Source organism: Olivibacter sp. LS-1 (genome assembly GCF_008245145.1).
Taxonomy (GTDB): Bacteria; Bacteroidota; Bacteroidia; order Sphingobacteriales; family Sphingobacteriaceae; genus Olivibacter; species Olivibacter oleidegradans.
This window is the reverse complement of the sequence record NZ_CP041643.1, coordinates 4,548,131-4,568,764: the sequence shown is the minus strand read 5'-3', so window position 1 is coordinate 4,568,764 and position 20,634 is coordinate 4,548,131. Positions and strand designations below refer to the sequence as shown.

The 20,634-nt window shown below is 41.3% G+C and carries 16 protein-coding genes; 5 read left to right on the top strand and 11 right to left on the bottom strand.

What is annotated here, in order from left to right:
* Positions 1–7: 7 nt before the first annotated feature.
* The 4 genes from pgl to FKG96_RS18860 form a co-directional block, all read right to left on the bottom strand.
* Positions 8–727, bottom strand: a complete 720-nt coding sequence (pgl, locus tag FKG96_RS18875; protein ID WP_130855357.1) for a 6-phosphogluconolactonase — start codon at positions 725–727, stop codon at positions 8–10.
* A gap of 10 nt (positions 728–737) precedes the next feature.
* Complete coding sequence (gene zwf / locus FKG96_RS18870) at positions 738–2,252, bottom strand: glucose-6-phosphate dehydrogenase (protein ID WP_130855358.1); 1,515 nt, start codon at positions 2,250–2,252, stop codon at positions 738–740.
* A 106-nt stretch (positions 2,253–2,358) separates the two neighbouring features.
* Positions 2,359–3,774, bottom strand: a complete 1,416-nt coding sequence (gene gndA, locus FKG96_RS18865; RefSeq protein ID WP_013667512.1) for an NADP-dependent phosphogluconate dehydrogenase — start codon at positions 3,772–3,774, stop codon at positions 2,359–2,361.
* A gap of 43 nt (positions 3,775–3,817) precedes the next feature.
* Positions 3,818–4,288, bottom strand: a complete 471-nt coding sequence (locus FKG96_RS18860; protein ID WP_013667511.1) for an RpiB/LacA/LacB family sugar-phosphate isomerase — start codon at positions 4,286–4,288, stop codon at positions 3,818–3,820.
* Between the two features lie 271 nt (positions 4,289–4,559).
* Between FKG96_RS18860 and map the strand changes: the two genes are divergently transcribed.
* The 3 genes from map (at position 4,560) to FKG96_RS18845 (ending at position 11,147) form a co-directional block, all read left to right on the top strand.
* Positions 4,560–5,324, top strand: a complete 765-nt coding sequence (map, locus tag FKG96_RS18855; protein WP_013667510.1) for a type I methionyl aminopeptidase — start codon at positions 4,560–4,562, stop codon at positions 5,322–5,324.
* Between the two features lie 33 nt (positions 5,325–5,357).
* Positions 5,358–10,028, top strand: coding sequence for a DUF3320 domain-containing protein (locus tag FKG96_RS18850; RefSeq protein ID WP_130855359.1), 4,671 nt, complete (start codon positions 5,358–5,360; stop codon positions 10,026–10,028).
* A gap of 72 nt (positions 10,029–10,100) precedes the next feature.
* On the top strand, positions 10,101–11,147 hold the full coding sequence (locus FKG96_RS18845; RefSeq protein ID WP_130855360.1) for a bifunctional transcriptional activator/DNA repair enzyme AdaA: 1,047 nt from the start codon (positions 10,101–10,103) through the stop codon (positions 11,145–11,147).
* On the opposite strand, the gene FKG96_RS18840 is transcribed toward FKG96_RS18845, so the two are convergent.
* Both FKG96_RS18840 and FKG96_RS18835 read right to left on the bottom strand, forming a co-directional pair.
* Positions 11,133–12,242, bottom strand: a complete 1,110-nt coding sequence (locus FKG96_RS18840; RefSeq protein WP_130855361.1) for an adenylate/guanylate cyclase domain-containing protein — start codon at positions 12,240–12,242, stop codon at positions 11,133–11,135. The genes FKG96_RS18845 and FKG96_RS18840 overlap by 15 nt on opposite strands.
* 132 nt (positions 12,243–12,374) lie before the next feature.
* A complete protein-coding gene (locus FKG96_RS18835) occupies positions 12,375–12,584 on the bottom strand; it encodes a hypothetical protein (protein ID WP_013667506.1) in 210 nt (69 codons plus the stop codon).
* Between the two features lie 450 nt (positions 12,585–13,034).
* Here FKG96_RS18835 and FKG96_RS18830 point away from each other — a divergent pair, with 450 nt between their 5' ends.
* Positions 13,035–14,372 (top strand): sigma-54 dependent transcriptional regulator, encoded by a 1,338-nt coding sequence (locus FKG96_RS18830; protein WP_130855362.1) that lies wholly within the window; start codon positions 13,035–13,037, stop codon positions 14,370–14,372.
* Positions 14,373–14,378: 6 nt separating this feature from the next.
* Here FKG96_RS18830 and FKG96_RS18825 read toward each other — a convergent pair whose 3' ends face one another.
* Both FKG96_RS18825 and FKG96_RS18820 read right to left on the bottom strand, forming a co-directional pair.
* Positions 14,379–14,558 carry a hypothetical protein gene (locus FKG96_RS18825; RefSeq protein ID WP_130855363.1) on the bottom strand — a complete coding sequence of 60 codons (180 nt, stop codon included), beginning with the start codon at positions 14,556–14,558 and terminating at the stop codon, positions 14,379–14,381.
* Positions 14,559–14,637: 79 nt separating this feature from the next.
* Positions 14,638–15,003 carry a DMT family protein gene (locus tag FKG96_RS18820; RefSeq protein WP_041388553.1) on the bottom strand — a complete coding sequence of 122 codons (366 nt, stop codon included), beginning with the start codon at positions 15,001–15,003 and terminating at the stop codon, positions 14,638–14,640.
* 80 nt (positions 15,004–15,083) lie between these two features.
* Between FKG96_RS18820 and FKG96_RS18815 the strand changes: the two genes are divergently transcribed.
* A complete protein-coding gene (locus tag FKG96_RS18815; protein WP_130855364.1) occupies positions 15,084–15,908 on the top strand; it encodes an AraC family transcriptional regulator in 825 nt (274 codons plus the stop codon).
* A 21-nt stretch (positions 15,909–15,929) separates the two neighbouring features.
* Here FKG96_RS18815 and FKG96_RS18810 read toward each other — a convergent pair whose 3' ends face one another.
* From FKG96_RS18810 to FKG96_RS18800, 3 genes are read right to left on the bottom strand one after another with little or no spacing between them, the layout of a single operon-like run.
* The gene (locus FKG96_RS18810) at positions 15,930–17,525 is read right to left on the bottom strand and encodes a solute:sodium symporter family transporter (RefSeq protein ID WP_013667501.1); all 1,596 of its coding nucleotides are present in this window, start codon (positions 17,523–17,525) and stop codon (positions 15,930–15,932) included.
* 3 nt (positions 17,526–17,528) lie between these two features.
* Complete coding sequence (locus FKG96_RS18805; RefSeq protein WP_246860305.1) at positions 17,529–18,569, bottom strand: GntR family transcriptional regulator; 1,041 nt, start codon at positions 18,567–18,569, stop codon at positions 17,529–17,531.
* Between the two features lie 7 nt (positions 18,570–18,576).
* On the bottom strand, positions 18,577–20,631 hold the full coding sequence (locus tag FKG96_RS18800; RefSeq protein ID WP_130855365.1) for an alpha-galactosidase: 2,055 nt from the start codon (positions 20,629–20,631) through the stop codon (positions 18,577–18,579).
* Between the last annotated feature and the right edge of the window lie 3 nt (positions 20,632–20,634).

Here is a 20,634-nt window from a genome sequence, read left to right as displayed (position 1 = left end):
TTCCAGGTTATCTCACTCGATTTGCGGCGGCCTCATCTACGAACCAGTAAACCTCACCCTGAGCCGGCCTAATCAACTGCGATGGATACTGGCTTGGATTGGGTTCCCCGTGTAAGACTTCATAAAGTGCTTTTGCTTTACCTTTTCCGTAAGTAATAAAAGCAATAACTTTCGCTTGATTAATAAGAGGGGCTGTTAATGTAATGCGATACATCTGTTGCGGTTCCAAGTAGTAGGCCTCGACCCATTTTTTTTTCTCTTTTAAAACGGCCGTGTTCGGAAATAAAGAAGCCGTATGCCCATCTTCTCCCATGCCCAATAATATCAGGTCAAATTGTGGATTCGTACCAAAATGCGTTTGTAATAGTTGTTCATATTCCAATGCATAAACCTCCGGTGTAGTATTTGCCTTCCACATCGGGAAAATTTGATTTTTTGGAATGGGAACATGGTCTAACAGCGTTTCAAATGCCATTTTTGCATTGCTCTTGTCGTCGGTTAACGGTACCCACCGCTCATCTCCCCAGAAAACAAATACTTTCGTCCAATCGATTTGTTCTACATAGGGCTGTTCAGCAAGTAAGTGATAGAGCTGAATAGGAGAGCTCCCTCCCGTTAGCGCTACGGAAAACCGACCGCTCGACTCGATTGCATGTTGGGCGATTTGTACAAAATGCTCAGCCGCACTTTTGCTCAGTGTATCAATATCTTTGAAAACGTTAATCATCTTGAAATTTTTAGTGGTGTTCTTTCGGGTGGAGGTTTGTTGCCCATACATGCCCATCGCGGGCAATTAATGCCTCGGCATTTTCGGGTCCCCAAGTACCGGCCGCGTAATTTGGAAAATCAAGCGATTCTCTGGATTCCCAAGTGTCCAATATTGGCATAATTACATCCCATGCTTCTTCTACCTGATCGGATCGCATAAACAACGTTGTGTCCCCGCGCATAGCGTCCAAAAGCAAGGTTTCATAAGCTTCGGGTGTTTGGGTTGAGCAGGTGTCGTAGTCGAATATCATTTCTGCCGGGTTAAGGTTCATTTCTAATCCGGTCTTTTTAGCCATGAAACGCAGGCGGATATCCATCTGAGGTTGTATGTTAATTGTCAGTCGATTAGGCATAAGGCTATCCGATTGACTTTCAGGGAAAGTGGAGTGTGGAACGGGCCGGAATTGTATGGTGATGGAAGACGTTTTTTCTTGCATCCTTTTACCCGTTCGTAAATAAAATGGCACTCCTTGCCAACGCCAATTATCTAGGTAAAATTTAATGGCGACGTAAGTCTCTGTGTTAGATTTTGGAGACACCTCCGGCTCTTCCCGATACCCCGGAACTTTTTTTCCTTGTATCCACCCCGCATCGTATTGACCTCGAACGGCGTAACGATGTACATCCTCCGGTTTAATTCGTCTGACAGCTCTTAGCACATCTACTTTTCGATTTCTTATTTCTTCTGCTTGAAACGAAACCGGCGCTTCCATAGCCACCATACAAAGAATTTGGAGTAAGTGATTTTGGATCATATCACGTAAAGCACCGGAACCCTCATAATACCCCCCACGCTCTTCGACACCTACCTGTTCAGCTACCGTGATCTGTACGGAATCAATATAATTTCGATTCCACAGGGGTTCAAATAACGCATTCGCAAAGCGAAAAGCCAAAATATTCTGTACGGTTTCTTTACCAAGATAGTGATCAATTCGATAGATTTGTTCTTCCTGAAACGTACGTGTTAATAAATTATTTAACTCAATCGCGGTTTCTTTGTTATGACCAAATGGTTTCTCTATAATAATCCGATCGGAAACGGGTTCTGATGCCAGTTTGCTGTCATGTAGGTTGACGGTTACCGCTTCAATAAATTGAGGCGCTACCGACAAGTAAAATAGGCGGTTGGCTCGCATGCCCCACTCAGCATCAATTTTATCTAGCTTTTCGGCCAATACGGAATAATCACCGGTATTGTTGATATTTGATTTAAAATAGGAGACATTTTTTTTAAAGCTAGCCCATTGTGCTTCATCCGGTTTGCCTTTTCGTGAAAATTCGATCAGCCCTTCATGCAAATGATTATTATATTGTTCATCATCTAACTCGGTCCTTCCCAATCCGATAATGGCGAACTTTTCAGGCATCCAACCGTCTAAATATAAATTATAGAATGCGGGAATTAATTTTCTTTTAGCTAAATCGCCGGTTCCTCCAAAAATTACGATAATGGTAGGAGTTGCCTTTTTACCTGTTTTCATGTTCTTGTTCTTTTCTTTTTTGTTTTCTGTCGAACTAGTAATTATGGCAGATCTCTTTTAGATGGTTTAAAACATATAAAAAATGGATACTGCTATAATTAACCTCTTAGTCCCATTGTGTATGAAATGTACCTGGCTTGTCGGTGCGTTCGTAAAGATGAGCACCAAAGTAGTCGCGTTGCGCCTGAATCAGATTCGTCGGAAGCGTAGCGCTTCTGTAAGCATCGAAATAGGCTAAAGACGACATAAAAGCCGGAACCGGAATGCCTTTGTCAACTGCTTCCTTCACAATCGCTCGTAAATCAGCCTGTCTATCTACTAGTTTACGACCGATTTCTTTGTCTAACAAAATATTAGGTAGCGAAGCCGTACGTTTGTAAGCTTGACGAAAATCTTCTAGACACAGGGCCCTAATAATACAACCGCCGCGCCATATTTTGGCAACCTCTTCTAGGTTTAAACCATAATCATATGTTTTGGAGGCTACATGGAGTTGCGCCAGGCCTTGTGCATAAATGGTAATCATAGCAAAATAAAATGCATTCTTTACTTTTTCTTGCAGGGCCGACTTTTCATTGGCGTCAATAGAGCCAACCGTATAATCCCAGGTAAGTTGCTCGGCCGCCTGTATACGTTCTTCTTTATAAATGGATATGTCACGCATATTCACAGCCACGTCGATGGATGGGATGGGGACTTGTAGATCCATCGCATTTTGTGAGGTCCATTTTCCTGTACCTTTGGCGCGTGCACGATCGGAGATCAGATTAATCAATCGCTGGCCGGTTTCATCATCATATTTTTTCAAGACTTCACCTGTTATCTCAATTAAGAATGACTGAAGTTCGCCTTGATTCCATTCTTCGAAAGTCTGCTGGAGGGTTTCATCATCAAAAGCGTATCCTCTTTTTAGTAAATCGTACGTTTCGGCAATGAGCTGCATGATGCCGTATTCTATACCATTATGCACCATTTTAACATAATTACCTGCCGAACCATTGCCGAGATAAGCCACACAAGGTTCGCCATCTACTTTAGCGGCAATTGCTTCGAATATTGGGCGAAGACGCTCGTAGGCTTTTTTATCGCCACCCGGCATCATACTAGGACCGAAACGCGCACCTTTTTCGCCACCGGAAATTCCCATACCGAAGAAATGTATTTTTTTTTCTGCAAGGCTGGCAACCCGCCTGTCCGTATCCGGAAAATAGGTGTTTCCGCCATCGATGACGATGTCGCCTTCTTCGAGATAGGGAAGAAGCGTTTCAATCGCGGCGTCTACCGGATTGCCCGCAGGAACAAGTAGCATAATAGCACGCGGACGTTTAATGAGTTTAACAAATTCCTCAGGAGCGGTAGTGCCTTTTACACGCTGCCCTGTATCCGCTTCGCTTTCCAATGAATTGGCTTTTGCCGCATCTAAGTCTAACCCCGCCACGGCAAATTGATGGTCAGCCATATTGAGTAGTAGGTTTCTGCCCATAACACCTAGGCCTACAATGCCAAAATCGAATGATTCCATATAGTATAATTTTATTATTGAGTCTTCTGAATCTGTTTTTGTGCTAATCTATATTTTTAAACGTTGCAAACTGTTGTTCTAATGCAATTATTTTATCAAGGCGACGTTGGAAGCGTTCCTCTCCAATATACCGGGCCTTTAAAAAAGTTTCTACCAGTTCCCATATCAGTTGGGGCCCGATTACTCTTCCCCCTAGACAGAGCAGGTTCATATCATCATGTTCTACACCTTGGTGTGCAGAATAAGTCTCGGTTACAAGCGCCGCTCGCACCCCGGGAATTTTATTGGCAGCAACCGATACACCTACGCCGCTTCCGCAGATGGCAATACCTCTTGTTACCTCGCCCTTTGCCAAAGCGAGGCCCAACGGCTTAATAACATCCGGATAATCATCTGTGGCATTGTAACTAGTAGCACCATAATCGGTCACATCAAAACCTTTTTCACTTAGTTGTTTAAGCAGTTGCTGCTTCTGCTCGAAGCCCGCATGATCTGCAGCTAGACCTATTTTCATTTTCAAGTAATTTATTGTTAAGTCATTAATGAGCATACTTGTTTTGTTTCACTTATCGTTTCAAGCGATTGAGCCCTTCCTCAGCTAAATTCCAACTAATATTCAATAATTCTGTATTTTTTAAGCAATTTTTACGATTAAAGATTCAATGGCGCCGCGTCGAATGACTGAACGATGAGGCACACGATTGTATATGAGCGGTAAATTCTCTAAGTTTGTTAACAAGAGAACAAGGCTTTTAGCTTTAATTAGAATGACTTAAATAAATAATATGTCAATAAGTAAAGAATCAGAATTGGTTGGAATGATGAAAATAGGCAAGATCGTAGCAACGACATTGAAGGCAATGCAGACCTATGCTAAGCCTGGGATGACGACGAAGGAATTAGATGACTTTGGCGCTGAGATCTTGCAAACATACGGTGCAAGGTCAGCTCCGGCACTGAGCTATGGTTTCCCTGGGTGCACCTGTATTAGTGTCAACAACGAAGTCGCTCATGGTATCCCTTCTGCGGAACGCGTACTTCAGGAAGGGGATTTAGTGAACATTGATGTATCGGCTGAATTGAATGGGTTTTGGGCAGACAATGGAAGCTCTTTTATATTGGGAAAGGATATTCATAAAAAAATGCATTTGATACATACTTCCAAGCGTATTCTGCAAATGGCAATTAATCGTATTAGAGGTGGTGTCCGGATTGCTGATATTGGCGAAGTAATGGAGAGAGAGGCAAAGAAGGAGGGTTATAAAGTTATAAAGAATTTAGCTGGACATGGCATCGGGAAGAGCCTACACGAAGAACCGGATAATATCCTAAACTATAAAGATCGCTTTGATAGAAGAAGATTTAAGAAAAATTCGGTGGTAGCCATCGAAACTTTTATAGCTACTGATTCTACCCTCGCCGTTGAACAGCCGGACGGATGGACTTTAGTTGGCAATAAAGGTGGCTATGCCGTACAACATGAACATACCATTGTCGTTACAGATGGAAAACCATTGATTCTAACAGCCGAAAATGGTGTTTGGGATTAATCGCCTTATCCCACGTCTGAAATAAAAGATGTTATGAATGAAATTGTCTTAGCCCGCCTCGAATCTGCCCGTAAAGAACTTTTAGATTTAGGATTACGCAACCCGTTACTAAACTATCGGGTGTCGAAAAGTAGGGGTTTACATATTATTCACGAAAAAAGTACCGCTATATATGAAGTGTTAGTAAGGCAAGGAAAAGCCTTGAGCTTTATTGGCCTATCCGAAAAGGAAGCCCGAAATAATGGTTTGTCTCTACCGGCTGAATTACATGCGGAAGTACCGGAAAATGCCTACTTAGATACAAAACTGCAAACAGACGAACTGGTTAGTCGCTTACAAACTAAATTATTAAATACTTTTTATTACGCTCGTACCTGTATCGAGGAACAGGGTGTAAACACGCTTTATCTAGCACTCGGTATGCTTCATTGGACCGAAAGTAATCAATCCGATGAAGTTCGTCATGCTCCCTTGGTTTTAATACCCGTATCACTCGAGCGATCCAGTGCCCAAGAACGTTTTCGATTACGGTATTCAGGAGGTGAGGTTGGTGCAAATTTATCGTTACAGGCGAAAATGCTGTCTGATTTTCATGTTGTAATTCCGGATATGGGGGATATCGAAGACTTTGGTATGGATGCCTATTTCGATGTCGTTGAAAAATCTATTCGCAGTCAGGCCAATTGGAAGATAGATCGAGACCATATTGAGCTTGCATTTTTCTCATTTGGGAAATTTATGATCTACCATGATCTCGACAGCGATCCATGGCCATCGGGAAATAAGCCCGCGAACCAACCGCTTTTACAGGCACTGTTTACGGATGGTTTTAAGGAGTCTGCGCCGACAGCCAATGAGGAACATGACTTGGATAAGTATCCGGAAGCGGCCAAGATTTTTCATGTGATGGATGCTGATAGCTCGCAATTGCTCGCCCTGCTTGCTGTTAATGAAGGAAAGAATATGATAATTCAGGGGCCTCCCGGAACCGGTAAATCGCAAACCATCACCAATATGATCGCTAATGCAATCGGACAGGGTAAGAAGGTCTTGTTTGTAGCGGAGAAGCTAGCAGCTTTGGAAGTGGTGAAGAGGAGATTGGATATGATCAATCTCGGTGATGCCTGTATTGAGTTGCATAGTCATAAAAGCAATAAAAAAGAGCTACATGAGGAGTTGCGGCGTACAATGGATTTAGGACGACCTGCTCTTGCCCACTTAGAGCGAGAGGTCAGCCTGCTCAGCGAATATAAAGATGAGCTCAACGCATACTGTCAAGCTATTAATACCTTTGTTGAAAAGAGTGAGTTGACGCCGCACAAAGTTATTGGGCATCTAATGGCTATACAGGATGCCATCGGTAACCTCAAGTTGCCGAAAATACCATTGGATGATTTGCAAAGTTGGGATGCGGAACGCATGCGAAAGGCCGAAGCCTTTGCTGAACGCGTTCAGGCAAGTTTGCGGGAGATTGGTATACCGGCGGAATTACTGTTTTGGGGCAGTGGCCTAGAGGTTTTGTTACCACATGAACATGACGAAATCCGCGCGTTGCTGCAGGGAAGTAAGAAAGCGAGTGAAGATCTCCTGTATCAAGGGCAGCGCTTAGGTGAAGATATGAAGGTCCTAAGAGCTCCAAAAAATACGGATGACATCCGTTTGCTCATTGCTCTTTTTGATATTGTAGGTAAAGCGCCCCAATTGGACAATGTAGACGTATTATCAAAAAAATGGATCACCGAGCAGGAAGACATCCGCGAATTTATAGAGGCCGGCGAAAGGCTATCAGCAATTTATCGACAATATGAGTCGGTATTATTACCTGAAGCTTGGGAGCAAGAAGTTTTAGCGATCAGACAGTGTTTGATGAGCCATGGAAGGAAATGGTATCGCTTTTTGATCAGTGACTACAGAAAAAGTACGAAACAGCTTGCTGTAATCTGTCGGACAACACTTCCCGACGACATAAACACACGATTAAATTACGTCAATGCGATACTGGAAGTAAAACGCTTAAGAAAGAGTTTATTGGAATATCAGGACTTAGCAGAGAAGCTTTTTGGAACAACTTGGAAACGAGAGAAATCAGATTTCGTTACCATGACACGCATTGCTGCTTTTTTATCACAAGTACATCAAGACGTGTTAGAAGAAAAGTACCCTGCTTGTTTGCTTTCTTATTTAAATCGCTACAATGAACCGTCAGTTGCTCAAAATAACGTAAAGGTTCTAACAGATTTATTGGAACAGCAGCATAGAAAGTTGCGGGAGGTTTTGGAACGACTTGCCTATGATGACCAAAAAAAGTTTGAGAAGGGCTTATTGGCCGAAGATTTTTCCATTCAGTTGGATCTTTTAAATAGATGGAATAACAACTTCGTTAAGATCAACGATGCAATTGCGTGGAATAATTTAACGCAACAAGCAGAAGAACTCGACTTGAAGCGGATTACGGTTGTTGCTCAATTTTGGCCGGAGGCAAAGGATCATCTTAAAACAGCACTACAAAAAACTTGGTACGAGTTGCTTATTGAACAGGTCATGTTCAATGAACCTGCCTTGCGAAAGTTTGAAAAAAACAGTCATGAAGAAACTTTATCGAAGTTCAAGAAGCTCGACTTGCTGAATCAACAATACCATAGGGCCTTGGTAGCCTTAAAACATTGGGAAGATATTCCAAGGCAGGAGGCCGGTGGGCAAGTAAATGTCTTACGAACCGAGTTCAATAAAAAGGCGCGGCATATGCCTATTAGGCGGCTTATGCAAGAAGCTGGACTGGCAATCCAAGCGATTAAACCCGTGTTCATGATGAGTCCGCTTTCGATTGCTAATTTTTTACCGCCGTCAAGTGTAGATTTTGATTTGGTAATTTTTGACGAGGCGAGCCAAGTGCGTCCTGTTGAAGCTATAGGAGCTATTCTGCGTGCAAAACAGTTGGTAGTAGTAGGAGACAGTAAGCAACTGCCACCGACAAGTTTCTTTGATACAATGAACAATGATTTGGAAGAAGAGGAGAATATTACGGCAGATGTGCAAAGTATATTGGGATTATGTGAAGGGCAGGGAGCATCCCAGTCGATGCTACGTTGGCACTATCGAAGTCGACATGAAGCACTTATCGGTTTGTCGAACCGAGAGTTCTACGAAAACAAATTAGTGGTTTTTCCGAGTCCCGGCTCAGCGTTTCATATGGGCCTAAAATATCATTATTTAGAGAATGCCTTATATGATCGAGGAAAAACCCGTACCAATCCGCTGGAGGCAGAAGCCGTGGCCGACGCGGTTATGTCGCATGCCGCAGAACATGCTCATCTTACTTTGGGCGTCGTTGCATTCAGTTCAACACAAATGCAGGCTATCCAGCTGGCTTTGGAAATTAGGAGGCGTAAGCAGCCTGAAATGGAAGGTTTTTTTAAAAGTCACTCCAACGAGCCCTTTTTTATAAAAAACCTTGAGAATGTTCAAGGAGATGAACGGGATGTGATTTTTATCAGTGTGGGTTATGGTCGCAGTGAAGATGACAAATTGTTGATGAATTTTGGACCGCTTAATAACGATGGGGGCGAACGGCGACTGAATGTGTTAATCACACGCGCCAAGATGAGATGTGAGGTGTTTACCAATATTACAGCGGAGGATATTGATTTAAATCGATCGAATAAAAGAGGAATCTACACGCTCAAGCGCTTTTTACACTTTGCGCAACATGGAGATTTCTTAGCAAAGGACGAGTCCGAACTTGTAGCAAAAACTCCTTTTGAAGACCTCGTAAAAAGCAGTTTGGAAGAAAAGGGATATCATGTAAGAAAAAACGTTGGTACAGCTGGCTTTTATCTGGATTTGGCGGTGATTGACTCAAAATATCCGGATCGTTATATTCTTGGAATTCAATGTGATGGCGAGAACTACGCGAAGGCAAGATCAGCACGCGATCGGGATCGCTTGCGGGAACAGGTATTAACCAATATGGGTTGGAACCTATACCGCGTGTGGAGCGTTAGCTGGTACAGAAATCCAGCTAGAGAATTGCAGGCTTTGCTGGAAGCTATTGAAGAAGCTCAAGGAAAGTCCCTGATGGAAGATGTTTCCGAAGCCACGTATAGAGAAGAGTTTACTGACCTAATGCGTGAAGAGCTGGTTGAACCGAGTTCCGCATCTTTTGAGCTCTACGAAATCGCAGAATTACCGAAGATGTCATCGAGTCTTAACCTACATCAGCATCCTCTTGAAGAGATTGTTGAATGGGTAGAATATATAGTGAAAATTGAAGGACCGATTCACTTTGAAGAGATGGCTAGACGTATTGTAAATGCCGTTGGCGTTTCAAAATTAGGAGCACGCATGCGAGACACTTTAACGATAGCTAGTCATTTAGCGGAAAAGAAAAGAACCATCCGGCGCGTAGGTGATTTTTTGTGGAGAGGCAAGCAAAATGAGCCGCCGGTAAGAGATCGGACTAATTTGCCTGCAACATCAAAAAAGATTCAATATATCGCACCCGAGGAGATAGCATTTGCTGTTTTGCAAATAATTGACCGTTCCATTGCTATTGTACCGGAAGCACTCTTCCCGCTTGTTAGCAGAGCGCTGGGCTTCGGTAGATTGACAGAAGAAGTACGAAATGAAGTTGCGCGTGCAATCGAGCTACTGGTTGAGCAAGGAAAAGTAAAAAGCGAAGGCGATCTATTGAAGCTGATCTCCTAAAAATACTTGTTAAGTTTTCGGTTGTGCCTATGTTGTCGATTGAGCTATTTTTGATCTATTAAATACAGTATTATGCAATTAACAATAGATCTAATGTATGAAGCTGCCGTAAACAAAGATTCCTCTTTTGAAGGGATCTTTTTCACGGCCGTAAAGACGACCGGTATTTTTTGTCGCCCCACTTGTACTGCACGGAAACCAAAGAAAGAAAACGTTGAATTTTTTAAAACCGCAAAAGAGGCCATAATGAAGGGGTATCGGCCTTGCAAAGTGTGTCATCCCTTAGAAAAATATAATATGACACCTGATGGCATAAGGAATATCCTGAATCAACTTGCTGAAAATCCCACTAGGAAATTCAGAGACAGTGATTTGTTGCAAATGGGTGTTGAACCCAGTACGATGAGACGCTGGTTTTTAAAAAACCATGGTATGACTTTTCAGGCATATCAAAGAATGTTTCGCATCAACCATGCTTTCAAGCGTATTCAAAGAGGTGAATCTATTACAGCAACGGCCTTTGATGTGGGATACGAATCGTTGAGCGGGTTTGGAGATTCATTTAAATCAATTTTCGGGGTATCTCCCAAGCAATCAAAGGAGCAACGAGTAATTGATTTGAAACGTCTGGAAACACCACTCGGAACCATGGTTGCCTGTGCTGTTACGGAGGGAATTTGCTTGTTGGAGTTTACGGATAGAAAGATGCTTGAAACGGAATTTAAAGCACTTTCTAAAAGGCTAAATGCAACTATCATGCAAGGTGATAACTTGCATATCAGACAGTTGGAAATTGAATTGGCCGAATATTTTGCCGGCCAGCGAAAACAGTTTACGGTCCCGCTTTTTACACCAGGCACAAATTTCCAAAATCTAGTTTGGAACACCCTTCAACGTATACCCTATGGTCAAACCGTCTCTTATAAGGAGCAGACGAAAATGATGGAAAAGGAAGCTTCTATTAGAGCTGTTGCAAACGCAAATGGTATGAATAGGGTATCCATCTTGATTCCCTGCCATCGGGTGATCGGATCAGATGGACAGCTAACGGGCTATGGAGGTGGCATCTGGCGAAAAAGAGCTTTACTCGAACTGGAAAATGAATTAGCTGCCAGCTGAATCGATCGAGTTGGGTAAAAGTGCGAGAATAGCTACTTCTCGTTCTTTTCCCCGTAATCGTATGCTACCCAACAGTTTGCTGCTGTATTCCTTGGCGCTATTCAACAGAGATAGTAAATCGGCACTGATGATTACTTCTTCCTTAAATTCTCCGCACTTCCCCAATATACGAGAAGTCGTGTTCAACACGTCACCTGAGTAGGTGATATCTCTTTTAACAACACCTATTTCACCCGCGATGACATTACCCGAATGAATACCCGCTTTAAAGGTTGGCACCAAACCATACAATTGTTCGTACCTGTCTTTCTTATCTTCAATAGTCATCTTTATATCGAAAAAGCAACGAAGGCAGTGAGACTTTTCCAAGCCATCCTTGTAGCTCCATGCTACTACTACTTCATCTCCAACATATTGATAGATATTTCCCTTGTTTTCAAGAATTGGGTTGGTAATATCAGCAAAAAAATCTTTAAGAAGCGAATGGTACCGTTCGTTACCTAACCGCTCTGCTATGGTGGTGGATGCATTTAAATCCAGAAACATAAAAATGCGCTTTTCAGCCTTGGGCGTATTGTATTTGCCTGTCAAAATATGGAGAAATGTTTCATGTCCGAATTTACTGCTCACCTGTAGAAGAAACTGGGTGAGCGCGACAATGAAGGCCCAAACCAAGCCATTCTTTAGTGGATAACTATCTGTCATGAACGAAACAACCGCCTGTCGCGTGGCGGGATCGGATAGTGGCCTTTTCAATTGATAGGGTACGATTGTTAGACCCATAACAAGTGTAATGATACCGACGATAAGCACAAAACATATAATCACAATTAAAATGGTATAACCATAAGGTTTATCTCTGAACTTTTCGTTGATGTAAAAAACGAGTATACTGCCACCCAATAGCGCACCAATGAGACCCGCTCCTATATTCCTAAGTACGGAAATAAAGAAGGAATAATTGGCCGTCGTACCTAGCGATACTTGGGTATGCAACACTAAATGATCATATATAGCTATTATAAAGCCAATGAACATCCATATAATAATGATGAGTCCTAATTGTCTCAGTTTTAGAAATGTTCCCCTTTTCATTCGTTCTGTTGTGTGTGTCGTTGTTCCAAGATCTGTGTATTAGCTAAATGCATGAGCATTTAGTCGAAAATAAGACATTTTTAGCTTTTGTTTGCTTCAAAAAACAGAGAAAAGAAAGAGGTTGGGTTTTATTCATAATCGAGCAGCGAAATTCAGTATTTCACTCAGCGATTTTACTGTCCATTGATAAAGGTGAAGGTCATTCAACTCCAGTTCTTTTGTTAGGTAGTCTTCTGTAACGATGTAGCGATCGCCCAAAGGAATGTAAGGAACGTTGCCAATATTGTTGTTTTGGATCTCGATATTCAGAAGAATGCTTAAAGTTTGTAAATTGTTACACATATGTTTTAGTTCTGTAGGCTAAGTTGTTCACAAGTTACATAATGTGTCTTAATATTTACTTCGCACATCTTTACAATAAAGATACATAGTTGCCTCACCGCAAGTGTGTTAATGAATTGGATCGAGATTCGCGTTCTTCTTTTTACAAGACGCTAGGTTTATGGGAACAATTGCGCTGCGTTCTCTTTTTTTTCACGATTTTTGTATAATAAGTGAACATTTTTATGCTGACAATGCCCGTTAATGTCTTGTCAATCGTATATAAAAATGATTTCTCTCAATCCCGAATAGATTTCCCGACGATCGCATCACATGTGCCGATAAAGCAGCGAACTACTATTTTAATCGAATATTCTTATGGATGTTGGGGAATGGTCCAATTTTCTCTAAGTTTGTTCGATAGGATAACTGACAATCCCATTTGTCCGTATCCAATTAAATTGTTCGAAAGTGAAGCATGTATTATTAATTGACGACGAGGAAAAGCTCCGCCAGCTTACGGCTCGCATTATTGCGTTGGAAGGTTTTGAAGTTGTACAAGCAGATAGTTTAAAAAGCGCTCGAAAAAAACTCATAAGTGAAGAGTTTGATGTAGTGATTTGCGATGTCAAATTGCCGGATGGTAATGGGGTGGAGTTTATAGAAAGTATCAAAGAAAAGCAGCCCTTTGCTGAAATTATTTTATTAACAGCCTATGGGAATATTGCGGACGGTGTACAATCTATAAAAAATGGTGCATTTGATTATATCACTAAGGGAGATGATAACAATAAGATTATACCCCTGTTACATCGTGCATTTGAAAAAGCTCAGCTTGCAAAAAGAGTACAGCAGCTGGAAAAGCAGGTCGCAAAGAAATATAATTTTGATAGTATTATTGGGAGATCGCCTGCCATTATAGATGCTATTAATTGGGGTAAAAAAGTAGCTCAGGGAGATACAACTGTTTTGCTATTAGGCGAGACAGGAACAGGCAAGGAAGTGTTTGCACAAGCAATCCATCAAGCCAGTAATCGAAATAAGAGAAACTTCGTGGCTCTAAACTGCGCTGCTTTTGGAAGAGAATTGTTAGAAAGCGAACTTTTTGGTCATAAAGCGGGTTCGTTTACAGGTGCATTGAAAGATAAAAAGGGATTATTTGAGGAAGCAAACGGCGGGACGTTATTTTTAGATGAAATAGGAGAGATGGCTGTTGACTTACAGGCTAAATTGTTAAGAGTTTTAGAAATGGGAGAATTTTTAAAAATTGGAGAAACAGAGCCGACAAAAGTAGACGTCCGTATTGTTGCCGCTACGAATAGACAGTTGGAAGACGAGATTGAAAAAGGGACTTTCAGAAGTGATCTTTATTATCGACTTTCGGTATTTACTATTTTTTTACCGCCACTCAGAGAAAGGAAGCAGGATATCGCTTTGCTTGCCAATAATTTTGCTGAAGTTTTTGCCCTGAAAACGAATAAACGAATCGTCAAATTAAGCCACACTTACCTGCAGGCTTTGGAACATTATCCATGGAAAGGAAATATTCGGGAACTAAAAAATGTTATCGAACGCAGCGTCATCCTGGATGAAAGCGGGGTATTGAATGTTGATAGCTTACCGTACGAAGTTCGTCATCCCGAATTGCAGCATACAACTGTATCTTCGAATTTTTCGCTTGAAAGCATGGAGAAGCTGCATATTCAAAAAGTATTGGCTTTTACACACGGAAATAAAGCGGAAGCTGCTCGTTTACTCGATATTGGTATTGCGACATTATACAGAAAGATTGAACAATACAAGATCTAACAGGCCTTATGCTTGTTTTAGTGGGATAACCATATTCCAAGATTTTTCCAAGTCGTAAGATCTGCTGCCGGCACCGGTTGCAGCAAATAGATGTTTGGATAGTGCATGGATGCCGCCGCCTTCCTCCCCGCAAATATGTCCAAAACGACCTTTAGTAAAGGATCGTCTGGATAGTACGTTCCTCATTTATTCCAACAAATAAAATGTGATAAGAGTCTGAATATAATTCAGGGTTCTAATAGCATTTAAAACTAAGCATAAATTATTACTTTTTGAAAATAAAGTAAACGGCTAGTACAAGAAATACAAAACCGATAAAATGATTGCCGGTAAAATGGATATTCTTGAATGCAATAACGGAGAATAACATGAATATGACCAAGGTGATCACCTCTTGTAATACTTTTAGTTGTACCAAAGAGAACGGACCTCCATTTTGTTCAAAACCGATCCGATTAGCCGGTACTTGAAAGCAGTACTCGAAAAACGCTAAACCCCAGCTGACTAAAATGATAAGCCACCATGCCGTGTTGCCTTCCGACTTGGCGAAAAATTTTAGATGACCATACCAGGCAACATTCATAAAGGCGTTTGAAAGCACAAGCAAGCCAATTGTAGTAAATACTTTCATATATTGTTTATTATATGCTAGAAAAATACGCATATTTACTCGTATTTGTTGTTCCAATTTTTTAATTGATCATTTCTTAAATGACTGAAAGACTTGATTATATCAGTGAGCGGATAGAAGTGTCGGAAAAATTCCAACCTGTTTTTAGCCATTTTTACTATGCCGCTAACATAGGCAGCGAATCCCTTACAAAAACACTGTTACCCAATTATCAGACAGTGCTTGTTTTTTGTTTTGGCGGAGAAGTATCGTTATCGGTGGGTGAAGCCGTTGCACGCTTTATAAATACTTGTCTTGTCTTAGGCCCTATAAAAAGAGCCTTTGATTATACCTTGGCTCCGGGCACTGAACTATTGGTCATAAATTTCAAAGGCGATGCTTTTTATCGTTTTTTTGGAAGAGCACTAATCGATCATTTTTTTATGCATCCGGATGATTTATTAACGGATAGTTGCTTCGCGGAACTGACGTTGAAACTCCAGGCAAAATCCAATGAGGAACGGATCCGGTACTTACTGGCGTTTTGTGAACCCTATCTTCGTATAAATGACCAGGATGTTGCCCACATGTTGACTTTTCACGAAACACATACCTGGCTCAATCCTATTCAAGAGATAGCTAGAGAAACCAGGCAAACTGAGCGGAACTTGCAGTTAAAACATAAGAAAATCTTAGGCTATAGCGCCAAAGAGTTGAATCGTTATTATCGTTTTCTTAAAGCGATTCAATGGCTGGAACAACAACTAAAGAGGAAGGGAAAAATTAATTGGTTTGAACTGATAGAACACTGTTCTTACTACGATCAGAGCCAGTTAATACACGATTTTAAACACTTCACGCAATTGACTCCGAAGCAATATCTGTCTCTTCAGCATCAACTATGTAACCCCAATTCAGTTGATTAAATTGATGGCTTAATCATGGAATCAGGATGCCAGTACGAAAGGAGAAAAGATGATATAAATCAATACCATCAGGATGAGTAAGACAACGTTTACAATGTGCCGGTTTTTCCATGGAACGACGAGGCTATGGGAGAGGTTGATTGAAATCGCTTTCGTGTTTTTTGATGGATAACAGAAGCTGATAGCGATCATGATGAAGACTGTAAGTAAGAAGAGGATGGCTAGAATGTGTAGGTAATGTATCGTCAATACGAGGATATATTCGCATATAAAGTAAGCAACCATAAAAAAGAGCAAGCCGATTTTTGCAGCGATGGGTGGGACCTTTTGGTTTATAAAGCCAACAACAATAATGGTGAAAATAGGCATGCTGAAAAGTCCCGCTACTCGCTGTAAATAGGTATAGAATCCGCTGTCAACAAAGAGAATAAAGGGAGCGGCTATCATCGCGATCATCGATAATAGCAATTCAAAACGTTTGGCAGTTCTTACTAATTGAGTTTCTGTAGGTGTTTTATGTTTTTTTTCTAAATAGGGTAAATAAAGATTCATAACAAAAAGCGTGCTGCTTCCATGTAATCCTGCATTATAGGTAGTTATCGCTGCACCGAAAACAAGTGCTGTCGTAATGCCCAATAGTGTATTAGGAAGCGTATCTGCTGCTACCTGGGGGAAAATTGATGCGGTATTTTCAACGCCTGCATATAAATGCACGGCTATTAAGCCAGGCAGATTAATTAAAAGAGGCATAAATAATTTGCTCAATGCAGCGAGTGCCATTCCTTTTTGAGCTTCTTTTAAATTTTTAGCAGCAAAGGTTTGTTGGACAATGTATTGCTCGATTCCCCAATAATAAAGATTGACCAATAACATTCCTGTAAAGATTGTGCTGAAAGGAACGGCATCTTGAGCCGTGCCGATAGCATTTAAATGGCTCGTGTGTTTGCTTAAAAGAAGCGTTAAACCAAGTGCGAGGTCGCCCTTGCCTAAATAACGAAGTCCATAGAAAGGTAGTACAATAGCAAGCAACAACAAGCCTATGCCTAAAAGCGTGTCCGATATGGTGATGGCTCGTAATCCTCCTAAAATAGTGTAAGCACTTCCTATTAAACCCAAAAGCCATACCAAAAGCCATATAGATTGCCAATAACTGATTCCCCATAAGCTTGGGAGATGAAACATCCCTGTTAATGCCACCGCACCACCATATAATACCGGTGGTAGCAAATTCACCGTATAGCTCAAAAGAAAGATAATGGAAACAAGTCGCTTTGTATCCTCGTCATAACGCTTTGCTAGAAAATCCGGCGTCGTAATCATTCCTCCTTTAAAATAGATGGGAAGAAAGTACTCAGATACCAGGAGCATGGCAACTACAGAGGTAATACCCCATGCCATAACAGATAGGTTATTTAGGTATACCGACTCATTCTCGCCGATAAATTGATTCGCGCTAAGATTGGTGAGAATCAATGAACTTGCAACGATCAAATAACCATTGTTTTTTCCTGCAAGTAAGAGTCCTTTTACAGTCCGTAAATTAGTTGATTTCGTTTTATACCATGAAATAAAAGCAATCAATAAGGTGCATAGTCCAAAGCTGACAAAGGCCTCCATTATTTACAATGACTTTCTTTGATATAATTCCGTTTCAATAACAAGTTGAATCTGTTCACGATCTTTAGCATAAGTAGCAGCAAGTTCGCCCATTTTCTTAAAATCCGTTGAAAATGTTGTGATACCTCCTGCCAAGATCTCCTTAATCACATCGTCATTATGTGCCAACACCCCCAAGTCTTTCCCCAGTTCCCATCTCTTGTCCATTACGTCTTTAAGGATCGCGTACAGTTCAGGATTATGGATCGTAAAATATACTTTATTTTTCTGTATCGTACCCGGTTTATAGCTGGTTTCGACTTTACCCTTGATTCCGGTCTCCTTTAAGAATTTTTTAAAAGACTTCAAAATATCCTGCGGTTCGGCGGTGTCCTTTCTAAAGAAGAAAATAACCTCCTCATAAGTCGATAACTTGCTTTCCAGTTGTTTAAATATGCGATAAGAGGTGTGTTGAAACTCTTGTACGATATAAGAATAGTCTTTTCCCAGCGAAATAAGGCGGTCGATGATCAGCAATTTAAAGGGAGGGATACTCAACAAAAGCTCTTTAATCCGTTCAGACGAAATAGGGGCAATGATGTATAAGCCGTAATGCCCAACAATGCGATGAAAAATGGCTTCAAACACATCCGGATTGTTATGGTGAAAATAAAGATCAACTTGGGCATCATCGCCCAGGTTGATCTTTAAATGTTGGTATAAAGTTTCTTGAAAGGTGTCAAAAGCGTACATCAATAAGGCGATCTTCTGCTTTTGTTTGGTGTTTTTACTGATTACAAAATAACCCTTCCGGTTCTTCGAGGCAATAACCCCCCGCTCAATCAGTTCTTTATAAGCTTTCACAATTGTCTCACGCGCGTAGCCCAGCTCTTTTACCATTGTATTAACAGAAGGTAATGGATCGTTTGCATATAGACATTCGTCATCAATAGCATCCAAAACACCTTGAATGAGCTTTTCATGCTTCGAAAGCGATTGAATTTTTTCTAATGAATGTATTTTTTCAAAAATAGGTGACCGATTGGAAGGCATATTTTGTATCATTTAGTATTTACTTAGCACTGATTTTGTAAAGATAAGCACCTTCTTTTTCAAATGCGATGTCCATCTGCTTGTTTAGTTTCATTTCTTGGCCACTTAATACCTCTTTAAATACGTAGGTCTTATTGGGGTTTAAACCAACCCGCTCCGTGTCGAGATGAATAGTTGTAGCCTCGGTGTCGAAGTTAAATACGGCAAGGTAGGTACCGGCCTGATCAGAGCGGATAAATAGGGGATTGGTTTTTGTCCCAGTGTTCCCTTCTACCGGACGAAAGGCTTTCCCGGATTGTATGATTGATTTAATTTCAGCACTTTGGAGCCATTTTATGATCCGTTGTTGCCAATGCGCAGGCTTTGAATAATCATCACCTAAAATAACCGAACCTGTAATTAAACCAGCGATTAGGCGTGCACGATTAGCCCCTTCGCTCTCCTGTTCGAAAACCAAATGATCTGCATCGATATAATCGTATTGATAAGTCTGCCACCAGCCATAATTGACGCTGTTTAACGTGTATTCCGTATCTTTAATACTTTTCCAAGCATCGCAGGCTATGCGTCTCATATGCGCATAGCGCGCTGTTGCTAAAGAAGGGGAGATGGCTGCATATACCAACATGCTGTTAGCTAGATGGTTTGATAGACATTCCATTCCAACTCGATATGCCTGCATACCGGTGCTTATTGTGCTATCGAAAAAACCACTGGACTCAGCTGCGGCATGTGCGAGGAAGTCGATTTTTATCATCTTAAATCCGCACTCCTTAAGTTTGTTAATAACATAAGCGATTCGGGCTTGTGTGCCGGGATGGGTGGGATCAAGTGCTCTGCCGCCATCGAGGTCGTGGTAACCTTTAGTGGTTTTCGTCCACATGTCTGAAAATTTATAGTTACCCCCCTCCGCTACCCTGTTAGAATCTCCTCTAAAGCCCCAGTCGGTGAATGGTGCCCAATAAACCCCGGGCTCCAGCGCTCTTTTTTTGCAATAAGCAACGAATTCCTTTAATTGGGAAAAATCACCGGAGAATCCACCCTCCACCATATTATCCCAAAAAGAGTCGAGATCGATAAAGGCGGTTTGATCATTATTTCTAAAGAATGGAATTTTTTTGTCAAAAAAATCAACTACACGGGTCGCCTGTTCGTAGCTGAGATGTTCCTTGATAACGCCCCAGCTATTCCAACCAACGGGTGTAGCTTTGGCCCAAGGTTTAATATAGGGCGCTTCAACCGATCGACCTGCTTTTGCGTAAATTTCCAGGCCATCTCGCCAATCCGAAAAATAACCAACGAAAATTTTCGGCGATTGTATCGTTTTGCCACTGATTGCTCCGTGCGCCATGGAATCTCTGGTCACCTTTACGTCGCTGTAACCAGCACATATTTCGAGTTCATGAATAGAGGCTTTTTGACCGGCAGTTTTCACGCCGGTTTTCCAGTTCATATGGTTTAAGGATCCAACAACCAATCCGTGACGAGATTGATTATCAAACACAACGCCTATTTCTGCACTTGTTTGTGCATTCAAGCTGATAGGTTTTGCGTCGTAAGAGATAAATGTATCGTTATCAAAAGGTACGAATAGCGTTCTAACATCTTCACCGTGTAGGAGCTGTGCATGCTTGCTATATAAGGGTATGAGCTGGTTGGAAGTCAATAATTGTTGGTCCATTATTTCCAATTGCGTCAAAATAAATTCCCGGTTTGGATAGCAGTAGAAATAATGGTTGACCGTTGGTTGCCCCGGTGCTTTTGCGGTAAGTTTAATCTGAACACCTTTCCCCAATTCGTCTTTTATTTGCTGTTGTTGTATTTCGTAGTTACTGTAATCGGTGTTAGTGTATTTCTTCTGGTTGGCTAGAAAAGAAATTCCAGCTTCGTTTATAATAGCTGTGCTCTTATATTTTATGGAGAATGACCCCGATTTTCTATGAATAATCAGTTCATTCTCTCCGCCAAACGGGACAACGTAATCTGCTGTGGTTTGAGCCACCACATTTGTTGTCGTAAAAAAGAATGATAAAGCAGCGAAGCTGAAGCTATATAAATACTTTATGATTTGCATATG

Bases quoted from the DNA above. Each gene is read 5' to 3' on its own strand.
- pgl (WP_130855357.1), bottom strand. From the start codon at position 727: ATGATTAACGTTTTCAAAGATATTGATACACTGAGCAAAAGTGCGGCT.
- zwf (WP_130855358.1), bottom strand. From the start codon at position 2,252: ATGAAAACAGGTAAAAAGGCAACTCCTACCATTATCGTAATTTTTGGA.
- gndA (WP_013667512.1), bottom strand. From the start codon at position 3,774: ATGGAATCATTCGATTTTGGCATTGTAGGCCTAGGTGTTATGGGCAGA.
- FKG96_RS18860 (WP_013667511.1), bottom strand. From the start codon at position 4,288: ATGAAAATAGGTCTAGCTGCAGATCATGCGGGCTTCGAGCAGAAGCAG.
- map (WP_013667510.1), top strand. From the start codon at position 4,560: ATGTCAATAAGTAAAGAATCAGAATTGGTTGGAATGATGAAAATAGGC.
- FKG96_RS18850 (WP_130855359.1), top strand. From the start codon at position 5,358: ATGAATGAAATTGTCTTAGCCCGCCTCGAATCTGCCCGTAAAGAACTT.
- FKG96_RS18845 (WP_130855360.1), top strand. From the start codon at position 10,101: ATGCAATTAACAATAGATCTAATGTATGAAGCTGCCGTAAACAAAGAT.
- FKG96_RS18840 (WP_130855361.1), bottom strand. From the start codon at position 12,242: ATGAAAAGGGGAACATTTCTAAAACTGAGACAATTAGGACTCATCATT.
- FKG96_RS18835 (WP_013667506.1), bottom strand. From the start codon at position 12,584: ATGTGTAACAATTTACAAACTTTAAGCATTCTTCTGAATATCGAGATC.
- FKG96_RS18825 (WP_130855363.1), bottom strand. From the start codon at position 14,558: ATGAGGAACGTACTATCCAGACGATCCTTTACTAAAGGTCGTTTTGGA.
- FKG96_RS18820 (WP_041388553.1), bottom strand. From the start codon at position 15,003: ATGAAAGTATTTACTACAATTGGCTTGCTTGTGCTTTCAAACGCCTTT.
- FKG96_RS18815 (WP_130855364.1), top strand. From the start codon at position 15,084: ATGACTGAAAGACTTGATTATATCAGTGAGCGGATAGAAGTGTCGGAA.
- FKG96_RS18810 (WP_013667501.1), bottom strand. From the start codon at position 17,525: ATGGAGGCCTTTGTCAGCTTTGGACTATGCACCTTATTGATTGCTTTT.
- FKG96_RS18805 (WP_246860305.1), bottom strand. From the start codon at position 18,569: ATGATACAAAATATGCCTTCCAATCGGTCACCTATTTTTGAAAAAATA.
- FKG96_RS18800 (WP_130855365.1), bottom strand. From the start codon at position 20,631: ATGCAAATCATAAAGTATTTATATAGCTTCAGCTTCGCTGCTTTATCA.